General features: G+C 69.5%; 12 protein-coding genes and 2 tRNA genes. 5 read left to right on the top strand and 9 right to left on the bottom strand.

Annotated features, from left to right (window positions below; translation table 11 throughout):
- Positions 1 to 79: 79 nt before the first annotated feature.
- The 6 genes from AB6732_RS04020 to AB6732_RS03995 all read right to left on the bottom strand — a co-directional run bounded on the left by AB6732_RS04020 (position 80) and on the right by AB6732_RS03995 (position 4,371).
- Positions 80 to 152, bottom strand: a tRNA-Glu gene (locus tag AB6732_RS04020).
- A gap of 65 nt (positions 153 to 217) precedes the next feature.
- Positions 218 to 289 (bottom strand) — tRNA-Gln (locus AB6732_RS04015).
- 114 nt (positions 290 to 403) lie between these two features.
- A complete protein-coding gene (locus AB6732_RS04010; protein WP_370958504.1) occupies positions 404 to 1,258 on the bottom strand; it encodes an HAD family hydrolase in 855 nt (284 codons plus the stop codon).
- An 8-nt stretch (positions 1,259 to 1,266) separates the two neighbouring features.
- The gene (gene gltX, locus AB6732_RS04005; RefSeq protein ID WP_278266701.1) at positions 1,267 to 2,784 is read right to left on the bottom strand and encodes a glutamate--tRNA ligase; all 1,518 of its coding nucleotides are present in this window, start codon (positions 2,782 to 2,784) and stop codon (positions 1,267 to 1,269) included.
- 139 nt (positions 2,785 to 2,923) lie between these two features.
- On the bottom strand, positions 2,924 to 3,700 hold the full coding sequence (locus tag AB6732_RS04000) for a fumarylacetoacetate hydrolase family protein (protein ID WP_370958501.1): 777 nt from the start codon (positions 3,698 to 3,700) through the stop codon (positions 2,924 to 2,926).
- 50 nt (positions 3,701 to 3,750) lie between these two features.
- Complete coding sequence (locus AB6732_RS03995) at positions 3,751 to 4,371, bottom strand: TetR/AcrR family transcriptional regulator C-terminal domain-containing protein (protein WP_370958499.1); 621 nt, start codon at positions 4,369 to 4,371, stop codon at positions 3,751 to 3,753.
- 62 nt (positions 4,372 to 4,433) lie between these two features.
- On the opposite strand from AB6732_RS03995, the gene AB6732_RS03990 reads away from it, so the two are divergent.
- Positions 4,434 to 5,660 carry a beta-ketoacyl synthase gene (locus AB6732_RS03990; protein WP_370958497.1) on the top strand — a complete coding sequence of 409 codons (1,227 nt, stop codon included), beginning with the start codon at positions 4,434 to 4,436 and terminating at the stop codon, positions 5,658 to 5,660.
- On the opposite strand, the gene AB6732_RS03985 is transcribed toward AB6732_RS03990, so the two are convergent.
- The 3 genes from AB6732_RS03985 to AB6732_RS03975 all read right to left on the bottom strand — a co-directional run bounded on the left by AB6732_RS03985 (position 5,657) and on the right by AB6732_RS03975 (position 8,867).
- The gene (locus AB6732_RS03985) at positions 5,657 to 6,511 is read right to left on the bottom strand and encodes an MBL fold metallo-hydrolase (protein WP_370958495.1); all 855 of its coding nucleotides are present in this window, start codon (positions 6,509 to 6,511) and stop codon (positions 5,657 to 5,659) included. The genes AB6732_RS03990 and AB6732_RS03985 overlap by 4 nt on opposite strands.
- A gap of 95 nt (positions 6,512 to 6,606) precedes the next feature.
- Complete coding sequence (locus AB6732_RS03980; protein ID WP_370958493.1) at positions 6,607 to 7,719, bottom strand: branched-chain amino acid aminotransferase; 1,113 nt, start codon at positions 7,717 to 7,719, stop codon at positions 6,607 to 6,609.
- A gap of 86 nt (positions 7,720 to 7,805) precedes the next feature.
- Positions 7,806 to 8,867 carry a 3-isopropylmalate dehydrogenase gene (locus AB6732_RS03975; protein ID WP_370958491.1) on the bottom strand — a complete coding sequence of 354 codons (1,062 nt, stop codon included), beginning with the start codon at positions 8,865 to 8,867 and terminating at the stop codon, positions 7,806 to 7,808.
- A gap of 139 nt (positions 8,868 to 9,006) precedes the next feature.
- On the opposite strand from AB6732_RS03975, the gene AB6732_RS03970 reads away from it, so the two are divergent.
- From AB6732_RS03970 to AB6732_RS03955, 4 genes are all read left to right on the top strand, one after another.
- Positions 9,007 to 10,233, top strand: a complete 1,227-nt coding sequence (locus AB6732_RS03970; RefSeq protein ID WP_370958489.1) for a sensor histidine kinase — start codon at positions 9,007 to 9,009, stop codon at positions 10,231 to 10,233.
- 2 nt (positions 10,234 to 10,235) lie between these two features.
- Positions 10,236 to 10,949, top strand: a complete 714-nt coding sequence (locus tag AB6732_RS03965; protein ID WP_066210809.1) for a response regulator transcription factor — start codon at positions 10,236 to 10,238, stop codon at positions 10,947 to 10,949.
- Positions 10,950 to 11,062: 113 nt separating this feature from the next.
- Positions 11,063 to 11,839, top strand: a complete 777-nt coding sequence (locus tag AB6732_RS03960; protein ID WP_370958487.1) for an ABC transporter ATP-binding protein — start codon at positions 11,063 to 11,065, stop codon at positions 11,837 to 11,839.
- The gene (locus AB6732_RS03955; RefSeq protein ID WP_370958485.1) at positions 11,839 to 14,373 is read left to right on the top strand and encodes an ABC transporter permease; all 2,535 of its coding nucleotides are present in this window, start codon (positions 11,839 to 11,841) and stop codon (positions 14,371 to 14,373) included. Before AB6732_RS03960 ends, AB6732_RS03955 begins: the two co-directional genes overlap by 1 nt.
- Positions 14,374 to 14,406: the final 33 nt, after the last annotated feature.

Raw genomic sequence — 14,406 nt, 5'->3', positions numbered from 1 at the left:
GAGAACAACGCCGCGCCGATTTTCGTCTGTGAACAGACGTGAAGACCATCCACCCGGCATGCCGCGTGAATGGATTTCGTGACCCCAGCGGGATTCGAACCCGCGTTACCGCCGTGAGAGGGCGGCGTACTAGGCCGCTATACGATGGGGCCAGTACTTTTCGGAGGATCAGAGAGAACTCGATCTTCCGGCTGTTTTTCCCGAAGGAAAACCTGCGCTGGGATACCAGGACTCGAACCTAGAATGACGGTACCAGAAACCGTAGTGTTGCCAATTACACCATATCCCATCGGCATTTCAGGGCATTCGCCGGTTCCCCTTGCGGTTCACCGTGCCCCTCAGCACGAGTAATTACTTTACCTGTTCGCCTGGCCGCTGACAAATCGGCGGCCGGAGCGGTGGATCACACCGCGTCACCGACGCTCAGGGACTCCCGCGCCGGGTCATCGAGACCGAGCAGCGCGGGCACTTCGGACAAGGAACGGATGGTCAGGCGCTCCCCGGCCGGCCGCACGAATCCGGGCACAGGAGAGTTCCCGGAGCTGCCGCTCCCGGGGATCCCGCGATCCAGGTGTACGCCCTTCAGACCGGCGGCCACGGCGCCGTCATGATCCACCACCGGGTTGTCCCCCACGTACCAGCAGTCCGCCGGCGGCACGGCCAGCTGTCGCGCGCCCTCGTGGAAGATGGCGGGGTCGGGCTTGGTCACGCCGAGGGTGTCGGTCCCCACCACCACCGTGATGCGGGACAGCCCGGCGTAGCCCAGCTTGGCCCGCTGGAACGCCTCCACGTTGTTGCTGACCGCCCCATACGGGATACCGTGCGCGTCGAGGAGGTCGAGCACGGGCAGCACGTCCGGGAACGGGGTCACCCCGGACTCGGCGAGCTCCGCGAACCGGACGACCCAGCGCAGGGCCAGTTCGTCGTCGACCGTCAGGCCGAGCGGCTCCGCGGCCCGGTGCAGCCGCAGGATCCGCATGGACCGGAAGTCCAGCCGGCCGGTGAGGTAGTCGTCGTAGGCGCCGGTGACGTCCTGCACGAAGTGCTCACTGAACGCCAGCCAGCGACGGCGGGCCTCGGCGTCGTGCGCGGAAAGCCCCGCGCCGTCCGCGGCGGGCACGCCGGAACCCAGCCCCAGAGATGCCAGCGCCCCGGGCGGCAGGACCTCGAGGAGGCTGCCGCCCAGGGCGCGGGTCATGGCGGAGGCCAGGTCCACGAGGGTGTCATCGATGTCGAACAGGACTCCCGTGGGGACCATGGCGCGCCTCAGCGGGTGGCGCGGAAGGCGCGGAGACGGGCCAGGGAGGAGTCCTTCCCCAGAATCACCATCGACTCGAACAGCGGCGGGGAGATCCGGCGGCCGGAGAGGGCCGTGCGGACCGGGCCGAAGGCCAGGCGGGGCTTGAGGCCCAGGCCGTCCACCAGAGCGCCTCGCAGGGCCTCCTGGATGGTCTCGGCGTTCCAGTCCTCCAGAGCGTCCAGCGCGTCGACCGCGGCATCCAGCGCCTCGCCGGCGTTCTCCGGCATGCCCTTCAGCGCGTCATCCGCGACGTCGATCGCGTCGTCGGCCTTGAAGAGGAACGCGAGCATCTCCGGGGCCTCGCCCAGCAGGGTGATGCGCTCCTGGACCAGCGGCGCGGCTTCGGTGAGGATCTCCTCCTCGCGACCGGTGAGGGTCTCCCCCACCAGGCCCGCGGCGCGCAGGTACGGCACCAGACGGTTGCGGAAGTCCTCGGCGCCGAGGAGACGGATGTGGGTGCCGTTGATGGCGTCCGCCTTCTTCTGGTCGAAGCGCGCCGGGTTGGCCAGGACGTCGTGGATGTCGAAGTTCTCCACGAGCTGGTCCACTGTGAAGATGTCCTCGTCGGCGGACAGAGACCACCCGAGCAGGGCCAGGTAGTTCAGCAGGCCCTCCGGGATGAAGCCGCGGTCGCGCTGCAGGAAGAGGCTGGACTGCGGGTCGCGCTTGGAGAGCTTCTTGTTGCCCTCGCCCATCACGTACGGCAGGTGGCCGAAGAGCGGCATGTACTCGGCGACACCGATGGCGTACAGCGCGCGGTAGAGCGCGATCTGGCGCGGCGTGGAGGACAGCAGGTCCTCGCCGCGGAGCACGTGCGTCACGCCCATGAGCGCGTCGTCCACCGGGTTCACCAGGGTGTAGAGGGGCTGGCCGTTGGCTCGGACTACCACGAAGTCCGGAACGGAGCCCGCCTTGAAGGTGATCTCGCCGCGCACCAGGTCGGTGAAGGTGAGGTCCTCGTCCGGCATGCGCAGGCGCAGCACGGGCTCGCGGCCCTCCGCCTTGAACGCCGCCACCTGCTCCTCGCTCAGCTCGCGGTCGAAGCCGTCATAGCCGAGCTTCGGGTCGCGGCCTGCGGCGCGGTGGCGGGCTTCGATCTCCTCCGGCGTGGAGTAGGACTCGTAGACGTGCCCGCCGGCGACCAGCTTGGCGATGACGTCCTGGTAGATCTCACCGCGCTGGGACTGGCGGTACGGCTCGTGCGGGCCGCCGGTCACGACGCCTTCATCCCAGGTGATTCCGAGCCACGCCAGGGCCTCGAGGAGCTGCTGGTAGCTCTCCTCCGAGTCGCGCTGCTGATCCGTGTCCTCGATGCGGAAGATCATCTTGCCGCCGGTGTGGCGGGCGTAGGCCCAGTTGAACAGGGCGGTGCGGATCAGGCCGACGTGCGGGGTGCCCGTGGGAGACGGGCAGAAGCGCACGCGGACAGGCGTGGTGTCATCGACGCTGGGGATTTCGGAGCCAAGGCGTTCAGCTGTAGTCATAGTGGTTCTAACTTTACGACTTTCCGGGACCGTCCACGGACGCCCCGGCTCAGTCCGGACAGCGCGACGGCGCGTCGCGGCTTCCGCCGCCACGCGCCGTCGTGCCCGGAAGGGCCGTCCGGGAGGCTCGGGGGGACGCCTAGCGCCGCACCACCGGGTTGCTCAGCGTCCCGATGCCCTCGATCTCCACAGAGACCCGGTCCCCCTCGTTCAGCAGCCCGACACCGGCCGGGGTGCCCGTGAGGATGACGTCACCGGGCAGGAGGGTGAACGCGCGGGACACTTCGGCGACGAGTTCCTTGACACCCCAGACCATGTCCGCGGTGTTGCCGTCCTGCTTGACCTCGCCGTTGACCAGGGTGCGCAGGCCGAGGGACTCGGTGTCCAGCTCGGTCTCGATCCACGGTCCGAGAGGCGCGGAGCCGTCGAAGCCCTTGGCGCGGGCCCACTGCTTCTCGCGGCGCTGGACGTCGCGGGCTGTGAGGTCGTTGGCGCAGGTGTATCCGAAGATGACCTCGTCGGCGCGCTCCACCGGCACATCCTTGCAGATACGGCCGATCACGACGGCGAGTTCGCCCTCGAAGGAGATCTCATCGCTGAATTCGGGCAGGAAGACGGGCTCACCGGGACCGATCACGGAGGTGTTGGGCTTGAAGAAGAGCAGCGGCTCCTCGGGGACCTCGTTGCCCAGCTCAGCGGCGTGTTCGGCGTAGTTGCGGCCGACACCCACCACCTTGCTGCGCGGGATGATCGGGGCCACGAGACGGACGTCGGCGAGCGGGTGGGTGGTTCCGGTCCGCTCGACGCCGTTGAAGAACGGGTCGCCGTGGATGACGGTCACGGTCTCGGACCCGGCGGGGCCGTCGACGATGCCGTACTGGGGTTCGGAGTCAAGGACGAAACGGGCGATACGCATGGTGCTAAGTCTAGGGGCGCGGAAACCGATTCCGGGCGCGGAACTCGTTCTCAGCCCTGCGGCCCTGTCCCGCTCCGGACGGTCAGCACGCCGGCCAGGTCCAGGTCATCGGCCGTTCCGTCGGCGCCGGCGCGTGAGAGGAGCGCCGCCCCCAGCGCCGTGCTCCAGAAGGTCCGTGACTCGGCTTCGAGGGGCCGTTCCGTCACCCATCCCCGACTGTCGGTCTGCTGCCGCAGGAACCGCTCCGATTGGCGGAACAGCAGGTGAAGGTGCTGGTCCACGACGGGGGCCAGCTCAGGCTTGGCGATCCCGGTCGCGAGGGCCTTCGCCACGAGCGGCAATGCGGGAAGAGCGAGCACGGCCCGAGAGATGTTCCGCCGGAACGCCTCGGCGTCGTGCGCCTGCCGGCCGATCCGCTCGACCCTTCGCGTCTCCTGCAACAGCACCAGGAAGGCGGCGTGGAGCAGCAGGGAATCCTTGGAGCCGAAGTGATACGTGACCTGGTTGGGGAAGACGCCGGCCTCCCGGGCGATCTCGGCCACGCTCACGTCCAGGCTCCGCCGTTCGGAGCAGAGCCGTGCGGCGGTGGCCGTGAGCCGATTCCGGGTGGCGCGGCCACGCTCCCCTCCCGACGAGGGGGCGGCCGGCGCCGTGCTTCGCTCCACGATCATCCTCAAATTGTATGTGATACAACTTTAAGCATTGTTGTATCGCATACAAGAAAGGCGATCCCATGGAATCCACCGATGTGGTCATCACCGGCCTCGGCGCCATCACCCCCCTGGGCCAGGACGTCCCGTCGACCTGGACCGCACTTCTCGCCGGCGACTCCGGGCTGGGCATCGTCGCTCTGCCCGGCGCCGGGGTCGCGGAACTCGCCCCGCAGGTCGCGGGCCGGATGGCGGCGGATCCGGCCACCCTGCTGGACCCCGTCCAGGCCAAGCGGCTCGACCGCTCCCAGCAGGCGGCCCTGGTGGCTACCGCAGAGGCATGGAACGACGCCGGAATGCCCGACGTCGACCCGGACAGATTCGCCGTCGCCATCGGCACGGGCATCGGCGGGGTGACCACGCTGCTCGAGCAGGACGACGTGTTGGAGACCTCGGGGCAGCGCCGGGTCTCCCCGCGGACGATCCCCATGCTCATGCCCAATGCCGCGGCCGCGACCGTCAGCATCCAGTACGGCGCCCGGGGCGGCGCGTTCACGCCGGTCTCCGCCTGCTCGTCAGGCGCCGAGGCCATCGCGCTCGGGGCCCGGCTCATCAGGTCCGGAGAGGCTGACGTGGTCATCGCAGGAGGAACCGAGGCCGCCATCGCGCCGATCACCGTCGCCGGATTCGCCCAGACCCGCGCCCTCGCGCAGCCGGGTGAGGACCCCGCCTCCGCCTCCCGGCCCTTCGCCGCCGACCGGCGGGGATTCGTCCTCTCGGAGGGGGCCGCCGTCGTCGTCCTGGAGAGCGCGGAGCATGCGCGACGCCGCGGCGCGGCCGTTCACGCGGTCCTGGCCGGGGCGGGCATCACCTCCGACGCACACCACATCACGGCCCCGGCTCCGGACGGTTCGGGGCAGACCGCCGCCATGCGCAAGGCCCTCGCCCAGGCAGGGCTGCGCCCGGAGGACATCTCCCACGTCAACGCCCACGCGACCGGGACGCCGGTGGGCGATTCCGGCGAGGCCCACGCGATCCGCGAGGTCCTCGGACGGGCCACGGTCACCGCGCCGAAAGCCGCCCTGGGCCACCTGTTCGGCGCCGCGGGCGCGATCGAAGCGCTCCTGGCGGTCCTGAGCGTGGAACACGGGGTCATCCCGCCCACCCGGAACCTTTCTGCGGACACGGTGGACCCGGGCATCGATCTGGATCTCGTCATCGAACGGCGCGACGCACCGCAGGACGCGGTGCTGAGCAATTCCTTCGGCTTCGGCGGGCAGAACGTGTCGCTCGTGATCACCCGGGCCTAGCCGTCGCGGGACTCCCGCAGGTACCGCAGCTGCGCTTCGATGCTCAGCCGCGCGGCGCGCCGCACACCGTCCGGCACATCCGGATAGACGGCCGCGGTGACCGCGTCGCCGTCGTCGCCCATGGCGGTGACGGCGCGGCGCACCTCGGCGAGCCGGGCCAGGCGGTGCTCCCGGTACTCCCGCACGACGACGCCGAGGTCCCCGCCCAGCCCGCCGTGGGCCGGGAGCAGGGTCACCGGAGCCTTGGCGGCCTCCGCGAGGGCGGCGAGCTTCTCGAGGCTGGCGAGGTAGTCGGCGACCGTGCCATCCGGGTGGTCGAGCATCGTGGTGCCGGTGCCGAGGATCGTGTCACCGCTCAGGAGGCTGCCGCCGCCGTCCGGTCCCCCGTCCTCGCCGGGCGCACGTGCGGCCCGCACATGGAAGCAGAGCGAATCGGAGGTGTGGCCCGGCGTCGCGATCACGCGGATCTCCTGGTCACCCACCCGCAGAGTCTCCCCGTCCAGCAACGGCCCTGCGGCTCGGCAGAAGGTCCGGGACGCAGCCCGCACCGGCGCGCCCGTCAGCTCCCGGAGCCGGTCGATCCCCGCCGTGTGGTCCGCGTGGCGGTGCGTGATCAGGATGAGCACCGGCCGGAGGGCCGCCAGCGCCGCCAGATGAGTCTCGTCCTCCGGCCCGGGGTCCACGATCACACAGGAACCGTCCGGCCCGATCACATAGCTCTGCGTGCCGCGCAGGCTCATGGGCCCGGGGTTCGGGGCGAGCAGCACCCGGAGGCCGGGACCGGCGTCGCTCAAGACGCCTGGGGCCAGGTCTGCTCCGGACGGAAGACGGTCGGGGGTGGTTTCCGGCATGAGGACAGCTTGCCAGAAACGGCTGTGGCCGCCCAGCGACGCGATGCGTCGCCGGACGGCCACGGGGCCCGGAACCGGAGCCGGAAGAACCGGACTCAGGCCAGGCGGGTCAGCCAGCCGTGCGTGTCTTCGACCTTGCCGGTCTGGATGCCGAGCAGGCGTTCGCGGATGGCCATGGTGACCTCGCCGGCCTTGGCATCCTCGCTGCCGATGCTCTCGTTCTCGTCCTTGAGCAGGCCGATCGGGGTGATGACCGCGGCCGTGCCGCAGGCGAACACCTCGGCGATCTCGCCGGAGGCCACGCCGTCGCGCCACTCATCCAGCGTGATCTTGCGCTCGACCACTTCGCGGCCCATTTCGCGGGCCACGGTGATGATGGAGGACCGGGTGACGCCTTCGAGGATCGTGCCGCTGAGGGCGGGAGTCACCAAGGAACCGTCCTTGAGGACGAAGAAGACGTTCATGCCACCGAGCTCTTCGACCGCGTTGTCATTGAACGGATCCAGGAAGAGGACCTGCTTGCAGCCGTGCGACTCGGCTTCCATCTGGGCAATCAGCGACGCGGCGTAGTTGCCGCCGCACTTGGCCGCACCGGTGCCGCCGCGGCCCGCACGGGCGTACTGACGGGAGATCCAGATGGACACGGGCTTCAGCTCGCCGCCGAAGTAGTTGCCGGCCGGGGATGCGATGACGCGGAAGGACACCTCGCGCGCCGGACGGACACCCAGGAAGGCCTCGGTGGCGATCATGAACGGCCGGAGATACAGCGCCTCGCCGTCGCCGGAGGGCACCCAATCCTGGTCCTCGGCCACGAGACGCTTGATCGCTTCGACGAAGACCTCTTCGGGAAGCTGCGGCAGGGCGAGACGCTCGGCGGACTTGTTCAGACGGCGGGCGTTGGCGTCGGGGCGGAAGGTCCAAATGGAACCGTCGGCGTGACGGTACGCCTTGAGGCCTTCGAAGATCTCCTGGCCGTAGTGCAGGACGCCGGCCGCGGGGTCCAGGCTGATCGGGCCGTACGGCTCGACGCGGGCGTCATGCCAGGAACCGTTGCCCTCCGCGTCGACGGTGTAGTCGACGACGGCGGTGTGATCGGTGAAGTGGTTGCCGAATCCCGGGTTCGCCAGGATCTCGGCGCGTTCCTCAGCGGACTTCGGGGTCTCCGAGCGCTGGATGGTGAAGGTGACGTCTTGAGCCGTCGCAGTCATGATTCCTCCAAAAAGTGCCGCTGAAGCGGCGCCTGCTCATCGCTGAGGGGACGCCGCCGGCGGCTGGTGAGTTGTCCTTGCCAAGCTTACGCTTTGCGGACGGCTTCGGTGATGGCTGCGCCGATCTCGCTCGTGGTGCGCGGGGCACCCGTGCGGGACTCTACGTCGGCCGCCACGGCCGTCTCAATGCGTCGGGCCGCCTCGTGGTGGCCCAAGTGATCGAGCAGGAGCGCGGCGGAGAGGATGGCCGCCGTGGGGTCCGCCTTCTGCTGGCTGGCGATGTCGGGCGCCGAACCGTGCACGGGTTCGAACATGGACGGTGCGGTGCGGTCCATGTTGATGTTCCCGGACGCCGCCAGGCCGATGCCACCCGTGACGGCAGCGGCGAGGTCAGTGAGGATGTCACCGAAGAGGTTGTCCGTGACGATCACATCGAAGCGGCTGGGATCGGTCACCATGAAGATGGTGGCCGCGTCGATGTGCAGGTAATCGTGGCTGACCTCAGGGAATTCCTGGGCGACAGCCTCCACGGTGCGCTTCCACAGATGCCCGGCGAAGACCAGGACATTGTGCTTGTGCACCAGGGTGACCTTCTTGCGGGGGCGCTGGCTGGCACGCCGGAAGGCGTCCCGGACCACGCGCTCGACGCCGTAGGCCGTGTTGAGCGAGACCTCGGTGGCCACCTCCTGCGGGGTTCCCGTGCGGAGGGAGCCGCCATTGCCCACGTACGGGCCTTCGGTGCCTTCGCGGACCACGACGAAGTCGATCTCCCCCGGGTTCGCCAGGGGGCTGCCCACCGTGCCGTAGAGGCGGGAGGGACGCAGGTTCACATAGTGGTCCAGCGAGAAGCGCAGCTTGAGCAGCAGTTCGCGCTCGACCAGGCCGGACGGGATGCGGGTGTCGCCGGGCGCGGCGCCGATGGCGCCGAACAGGATGGCGTCCCGGGTCTTCAGGTCCTCGAGCACGGTTTCCGGCAGGGTCTCGCCGGTCTCGAGCCAGTGCTGGGCGCCCAGCGCGTAGTGCGTGGGCAAGACCTGAACGCCGTCACGTTCGACGGCGGCGGTGAGCACGGCGAGCGCCTCAGCGGTGACTTCGGGGCCGATGCCGTCGCCGGGGATGACTGCCAGATCAATGGTGCTCGTGCTCATGTTTCCACAGTGCCAGAGCATCCAGAATATGGTCAACGCGTCTCACATTGTGAAACAGGCCTCCACTGGGGCGGGTGTGCGCCGATTTCCGACCCAGGGTTGAGGACCGTGCCGGAATGGTGGCATAAGGTCGGGAACGATGGAATTCTGGCAGCGCATCACCCATTGGACCCACCGGCACCACTTCATCGTGGACGTCATCGTGGCGGTCCTCGTCATCCTCGGCGTCGAGTCCATCTACCTGCTGTCGATGGTCACCTCGCCGGACCCCGGCGATCCGATGTACACGAGCAGGAACTGGGGCGCCATTCTGAGCCTCCCCATGCTCGCGACCCTCGCCTGGCGCCGGACCCGGCCGCGCATCGCCATGTGGACGCTCGCGGTGCTCTGCGTCGCGAGCCTCGCGATCGAATACGACCTCGCCGGCGGCATCCTGGCCGTCCCCTTCATCATCTACGCCGCTGCGGCGTACGGCCGGCGCTGGGACGGCCGCTTCGCCCTGATCCTCGGTCTCCTCGGCGGTGTCCTGCTCCCCGCCAAGATCCTCGCGCAGAACGCGAACGACTTCTCCCGGGGCGAGATCTTCGGCGTCGCGATGGCAGCCGTCACTCTCTGGCTCGTCGTCCTCTTCTGCTGGACCCTCGGCGCCCTCACCCGGGCACGGCGCATCAGGATCCAGGCCCTGGAGGACCGGGCCCGGCGTCTCGAGATCGAGAATCAGCAGGAACGCGCGCTGGCCGCCGCGGATGAACGGGCGCACATCGCCCGGGAGATGCACGACATCGTGGCCCACTCGCTCTCCGTGATCATCACCCAGGCCGACGGCGGCCGGTACGCCGCGGTGGCGGAGCCGGAGATGGGACGCAAAGTCCTGGAGACGATCGCTCAGACCGGCCGCGCCTCGCTGGCCGAGATGCGCAGGCTCCTCGGAGTGCTCCGGCAGGAAGAGGACACGGAGTACCGGCCCCAGCCAGGGCTCGAGGACATCCCGTATCTCGTGACGGACATGCGGGCCAGCGGGCTCGCCGTCGCGCTCCAGGAGGAAGGCGCGCCGCGCTCGACGCTGCCCGCCGGCGCGGGGCTGACCGCCTACCGGCTCGTGCAGGAGGCGCTCACCAACTGCCTCAAGCACGCCGGACCGGCCGCCTCCGTGAACGCCACGCTGCGGTGGAGCGCCAAGGGGCTGCATCTGACGATCAAGGACGACGGCCGCGGCGCCGCGGCCGATCCGCCGTCGGCCGGCGGCGGCAACGGGCTGCGCGGGATGGCCGAGCGCGTGGCGCTCTACGATGGAAAGGTCACGGCAGGACCCGCCCCTGGCGGAGGATTCACCGTGGAAGCACTGATCCCCTACTCGGAGGCCTGAGCATGCAGGAACCCACCCCCATCCGCGTCGCCCTGGTGGACGATCAGCAACTGGTCCGCTCGGGCTTCAGCATGCTCATCAACTCCCAGCCGGATCTGACGGTGGTGGCCGAAGCGTCCAACGGCCTCGAAGCCCTCCAGAACCTCGCCGCCACGACGGCCGATGTGGTGCTCATGGACGTGCGCATGCCCGGCATGGACGGAATCGAAGCCACCCGCCGTCTGCTGGACGACTCCTCCCGCCAGAACCCCGGATCGCAGCGTGCCGGCCTCAAGGTCGTGGTGCTGACCACCTTCGACCTCGACGAGTACGCGCTCGAAGCCATTCAGGCCGGCGCCAGCGGGTTCCTCCTCAAGGACGCGCCCCCCGAAGAACTCCTGGAAGCCATCCGCACCGTGCACCGCGGCGACGCCGTGATCGCCCCCTCCACCACCCGGAGGCTCCTGGATCACGTGGCGCCCATGCTCCGCAACAGCCCCCAGGCCCGTGGCAACCATCAGGAGGAACTCGACTCCCTCACGCCGCGCGAGCGGGAAGTCTTCGAGATGATCGCCGCAGGTGACTCCAACCCGGAGATCGCCGCCCGGCTGTTCGTCTCCGAGGCCACCGTCAAGACCCACGTGGGGCACGTGCTGGCCAAGATGCAGGCCCGCGACCGGGTGCAGCTGGTGGTCATGGCGTACGAGGCCGGAGTGGTCACCCCGGGCGTCGGCTGACCCTGGGCGGAGGCTTCCGGCCCGGGCCTCATCCCCCGGTATGAGCCCACCGCCTCCGAAAGGCAGACCACGGCCCGATCCGCCGGACCGGCGCCGCGCCATAGCGTGGAACCATGACCACGACAACGCACCAATTCCCTTCGCCCGGTTCGCCCTCCGGGACCACGCAACTGGCCGTCAGCGCCCAGCATCTCGTGAAGAACTACGGCAAGGGCGAAACCGCCGTGGCCGCTCTGCGGGACGTCAGCATCGACTTCGCCAAGGGCCGCTTCACCGCCATCATGGGGCCGTCCGGCTCCGGCAAGTCCACCCTGATGCACCTTCTCGCAGGCCTGGACACCGCCGACTCCGGCCACATCCACCTCGGCGACACCGAGATCACCGGCCTGAACGACACCCAGCTGACGACCCTGCGCCGTGAGAACGTCGGCTTCGTCTTCCAGGCCTTCAACCTCGTGCCCACTCTCACGGCGGAGCAGAACATCCTGCTCCCCATCGAACTCGCGGGCGGCAAGGCCGACCTCGAATGGTTCGACTTCATCGTGGACGTCCTCGGCCTCAAGGACCGGCTCAAGCACCGCCCGCACGAGCTCAGTGGTGGGCAGCAGCAGCGCGTCGCCGTCGCACGCGCCCTGCTCACCAGGCCGCATGTGCTGTTCGGCGATGAGCCCACCGGCAACCTGGACTCCCGCTCCGGCGCGGAGGTCCTTTCCCTGCTCCGCCGCAGCAGCAAGGAACTGGGTCAGACCATCATCATGGTCACCCACGACCCGGTCGCCGCGAGCTACGCCGACCGCGTGATCCTCATGAGCGACGGCCAGGTGGTCGGTCAGATCGAGCAGCCCACGGCCGAGTCGGTTCTCGCCGCCATGAGCGAGCTGGGGGCCTGATGCTGCGCGTCGCACTCTCCCAATTGCGCACCCACGGGCGGCGCTTCATCGCCGTGGGCCTGGCCATCATGCTCGCGGTGGCCTTCCTGGTCAGCACCCTCCTGGTGTCTTCCAGCACCAAGGCCTCCCTCGCCGCGAGCCTCGGCGAAAGTTATCACCGGGCCGGCCTCGTGGTGGCCCCGGTGAAGAGCAGCGAGAACTTCACTCCGGGCGACGTCACGACCCTGTCCAAGGTGCCGGGCGTGGAATCCGTCTACGGCCAGGCCGACACCATCGCCCTGGTGGACGGTCACAACGCCTCCTTCCTGGGCATGGTCCGGAATTCCGCCCCCGCCGAACTGGAATCCGCGAAGCCCCGCTCGGGCCATCTGCCGGGCTCCACCGGCGAAGTGGCCATCGACGCCAGCACGGCAGAGCAGTTCAGGCTCAGCGTCGGGTCCGTGCTGAAACTCCAGCCGGGCGGTGGCGCCGAGGAGAGCGCGGGCGCCCCCAAGCCGGGGCAGATCGCGCTCAAGATCTCCGGCATCCTGGAGCCGAGCTCCGATCCGCTGCGAGGCAGCTTCGCGCAGCTTCTCGCGCCCGCCTCCGTGGTCTCGCAGCTCTCCGGTGGTGAGGACAAGGTCTCCCTGATCCAGCTCCGGCTGGCCGCCGGCGCCGACGTCGGTCACGTCAAGCAGGAAGCCTCGAAGGCTCTCGCATCCGGCGCCGTGGCGTCCGCCATCCGCACTCCGGAGGAGGCCGCCGTCGCACAGGTCCAGCAGTTCACGGACGGCCAGGATCAACTGACCGTCGTGCTGCTCGCCTTCGCCGTGATCGCCTTGTTCGTCTCCGCCCTCGTGGTGTCCAACACCTTCTCGGTGATCATCGCCCAACGCACCCGCGAACTGGCGCTGCTCCGCTGCATCGGCGCCACCCGGTCCCAGATCCGCTCCTCCGTGCTGGTGGAAGCGGCGATCGTGGGCTTCGTCTCCTCGGTGATCGGCGCACTCGTGGGTGTCGGCGTGATGGCCGGGCTGATCGCCCTGGCGAAGACGGACCCGACACGGTCCTTCGCCACCCTCGCCGTCGATCCGTGGGCCCTCGTGGCAGGCGTGCTCATCGGCGTGATCATGACGTTCATCGCGGCTCTGGTGCCCGCCCGGGCCGCGACGCGGGTCGCCCCGCTGGCGGCGCTCCGCCCGCTCGACGACGCCTCGCTGAGCAACCGCCGCGGCCGGGTCCGTCTGGTGATCGGCTTCATCCTGCTGGTCATCGGCCTGCCCCTGCTGCTGGGCGGCGCCTGGATGAACAGCCTGTTCGTGGCCCTTCCGGGCGGCCTTCTGACCTTCCTGGGCGTGCTGTTCTGCGCCGGGCTGTTCATTCCGGGGGCCGTCCGCGCCGTGGGTCGCCTGGCTCACCCGAGCGGTGTTCCCGGCCGGCTGGCCGCACTCAATGCGGTCCGCAACCCCGCCCGCACCTCGGCCACGGCATCGGCCCTGCTCATCGGCGTGACTCTCGTGACCATGATGATGGTTGGCGCCGGCTCGGCGAAGGCGTCCCTGGGTCAGGGGCTGGCCGAACGGTACCCCGTCGACATCAGTGTGAGCTCGCCGTCGGGCCCGTCCGAGCGTCAGCCTGGCTCGGCTTCCAAGGCGTTCACCCCGGCCTCCGCGGAGAGCGTCTCCGGGCTGAAGGGCGTGGCGTCGAGCGCGCTGCTCGTCACCGCCGGCAACTTCGTCGACACCTCCGACGGCGCCAACGGGTCCCAGATGACGGTCTACGCGGTCGATCCGGCCGCCGCCCGCACGGTCCTCAACGACCAGAACCGCCAGCCGCAGAACGGAACCCTCCTGGTCTCCCGCACCGGTCCCAAGGGTCCGGTGACCGTCAACGGCCCGCGGGGCAAGATCGTCCTCGAGGCCGTCCGCACCAAGACGGACGAGATGCTACCGGTCATGACCCTTGAGGATGCCAAGACCATCAACAACGCCCTCCCCACCACGGGCGAGCGGCTGTGGGTGAAGCTCAACGCCGATGTGCAGGCGAGCGACATCCGCGGCGTGGTCAACACGATCGCCACGACGCTGGACGTCCCGGCGGCCTACGTGAGCGGAGCAGTCATGGAACGGGCCGCGTTCGAAGAGGTCATCAACGTCATGTTGCTCGTGGTCACGGCCCTGCTGGCAGTGGCGGTGTTCATCGCCCTGATCGGTGTGGCCAACACGCTGAGCCTGTCCGTGCTGGAACGCACCCGTGAGAACTCACTCCTCCGGGCACTCGGTCTGACGCGGCGCCAGCTCCGGCTCATGCTGGCCCTGGAGGCGGTGCTGATCGCAGGAGTGTCGGCACTCCTCGGCGTGCTGCTCGGCGGAGCGTTCGGTTGGCTCGGGGCGAAGTCCGCCCTCGGCGTGATGGGGCCCGTGCCCTTCGACGCCCCCTGGCTCGGCATCGCCGGAGTGCTCCTGGTGGCGATCGTGGCGGCACTGCTCGCCTCCATCGTCCCGGCCCGGCGTGCGGCGCGCCTCTCCCCCGTGGAGGGGCTGGCCGTGAGCTGAACGGCTCTGTGAGTCGGGGCAACCCCTGACGCG

Origin of the sequence: Arthrobacter sp. RCC_34 (assembly GCF_041360795.1) — a bacterium.
In the GTDB taxonomy this organism is placed as follows: Bacteria; Actinomycetota; Actinomycetes; order Actinomycetales; family Micrococcaceae; genus Arthrobacter_E.
This window is presented reverse-complemented; position numbering and strand designations above follow the sequence as displayed.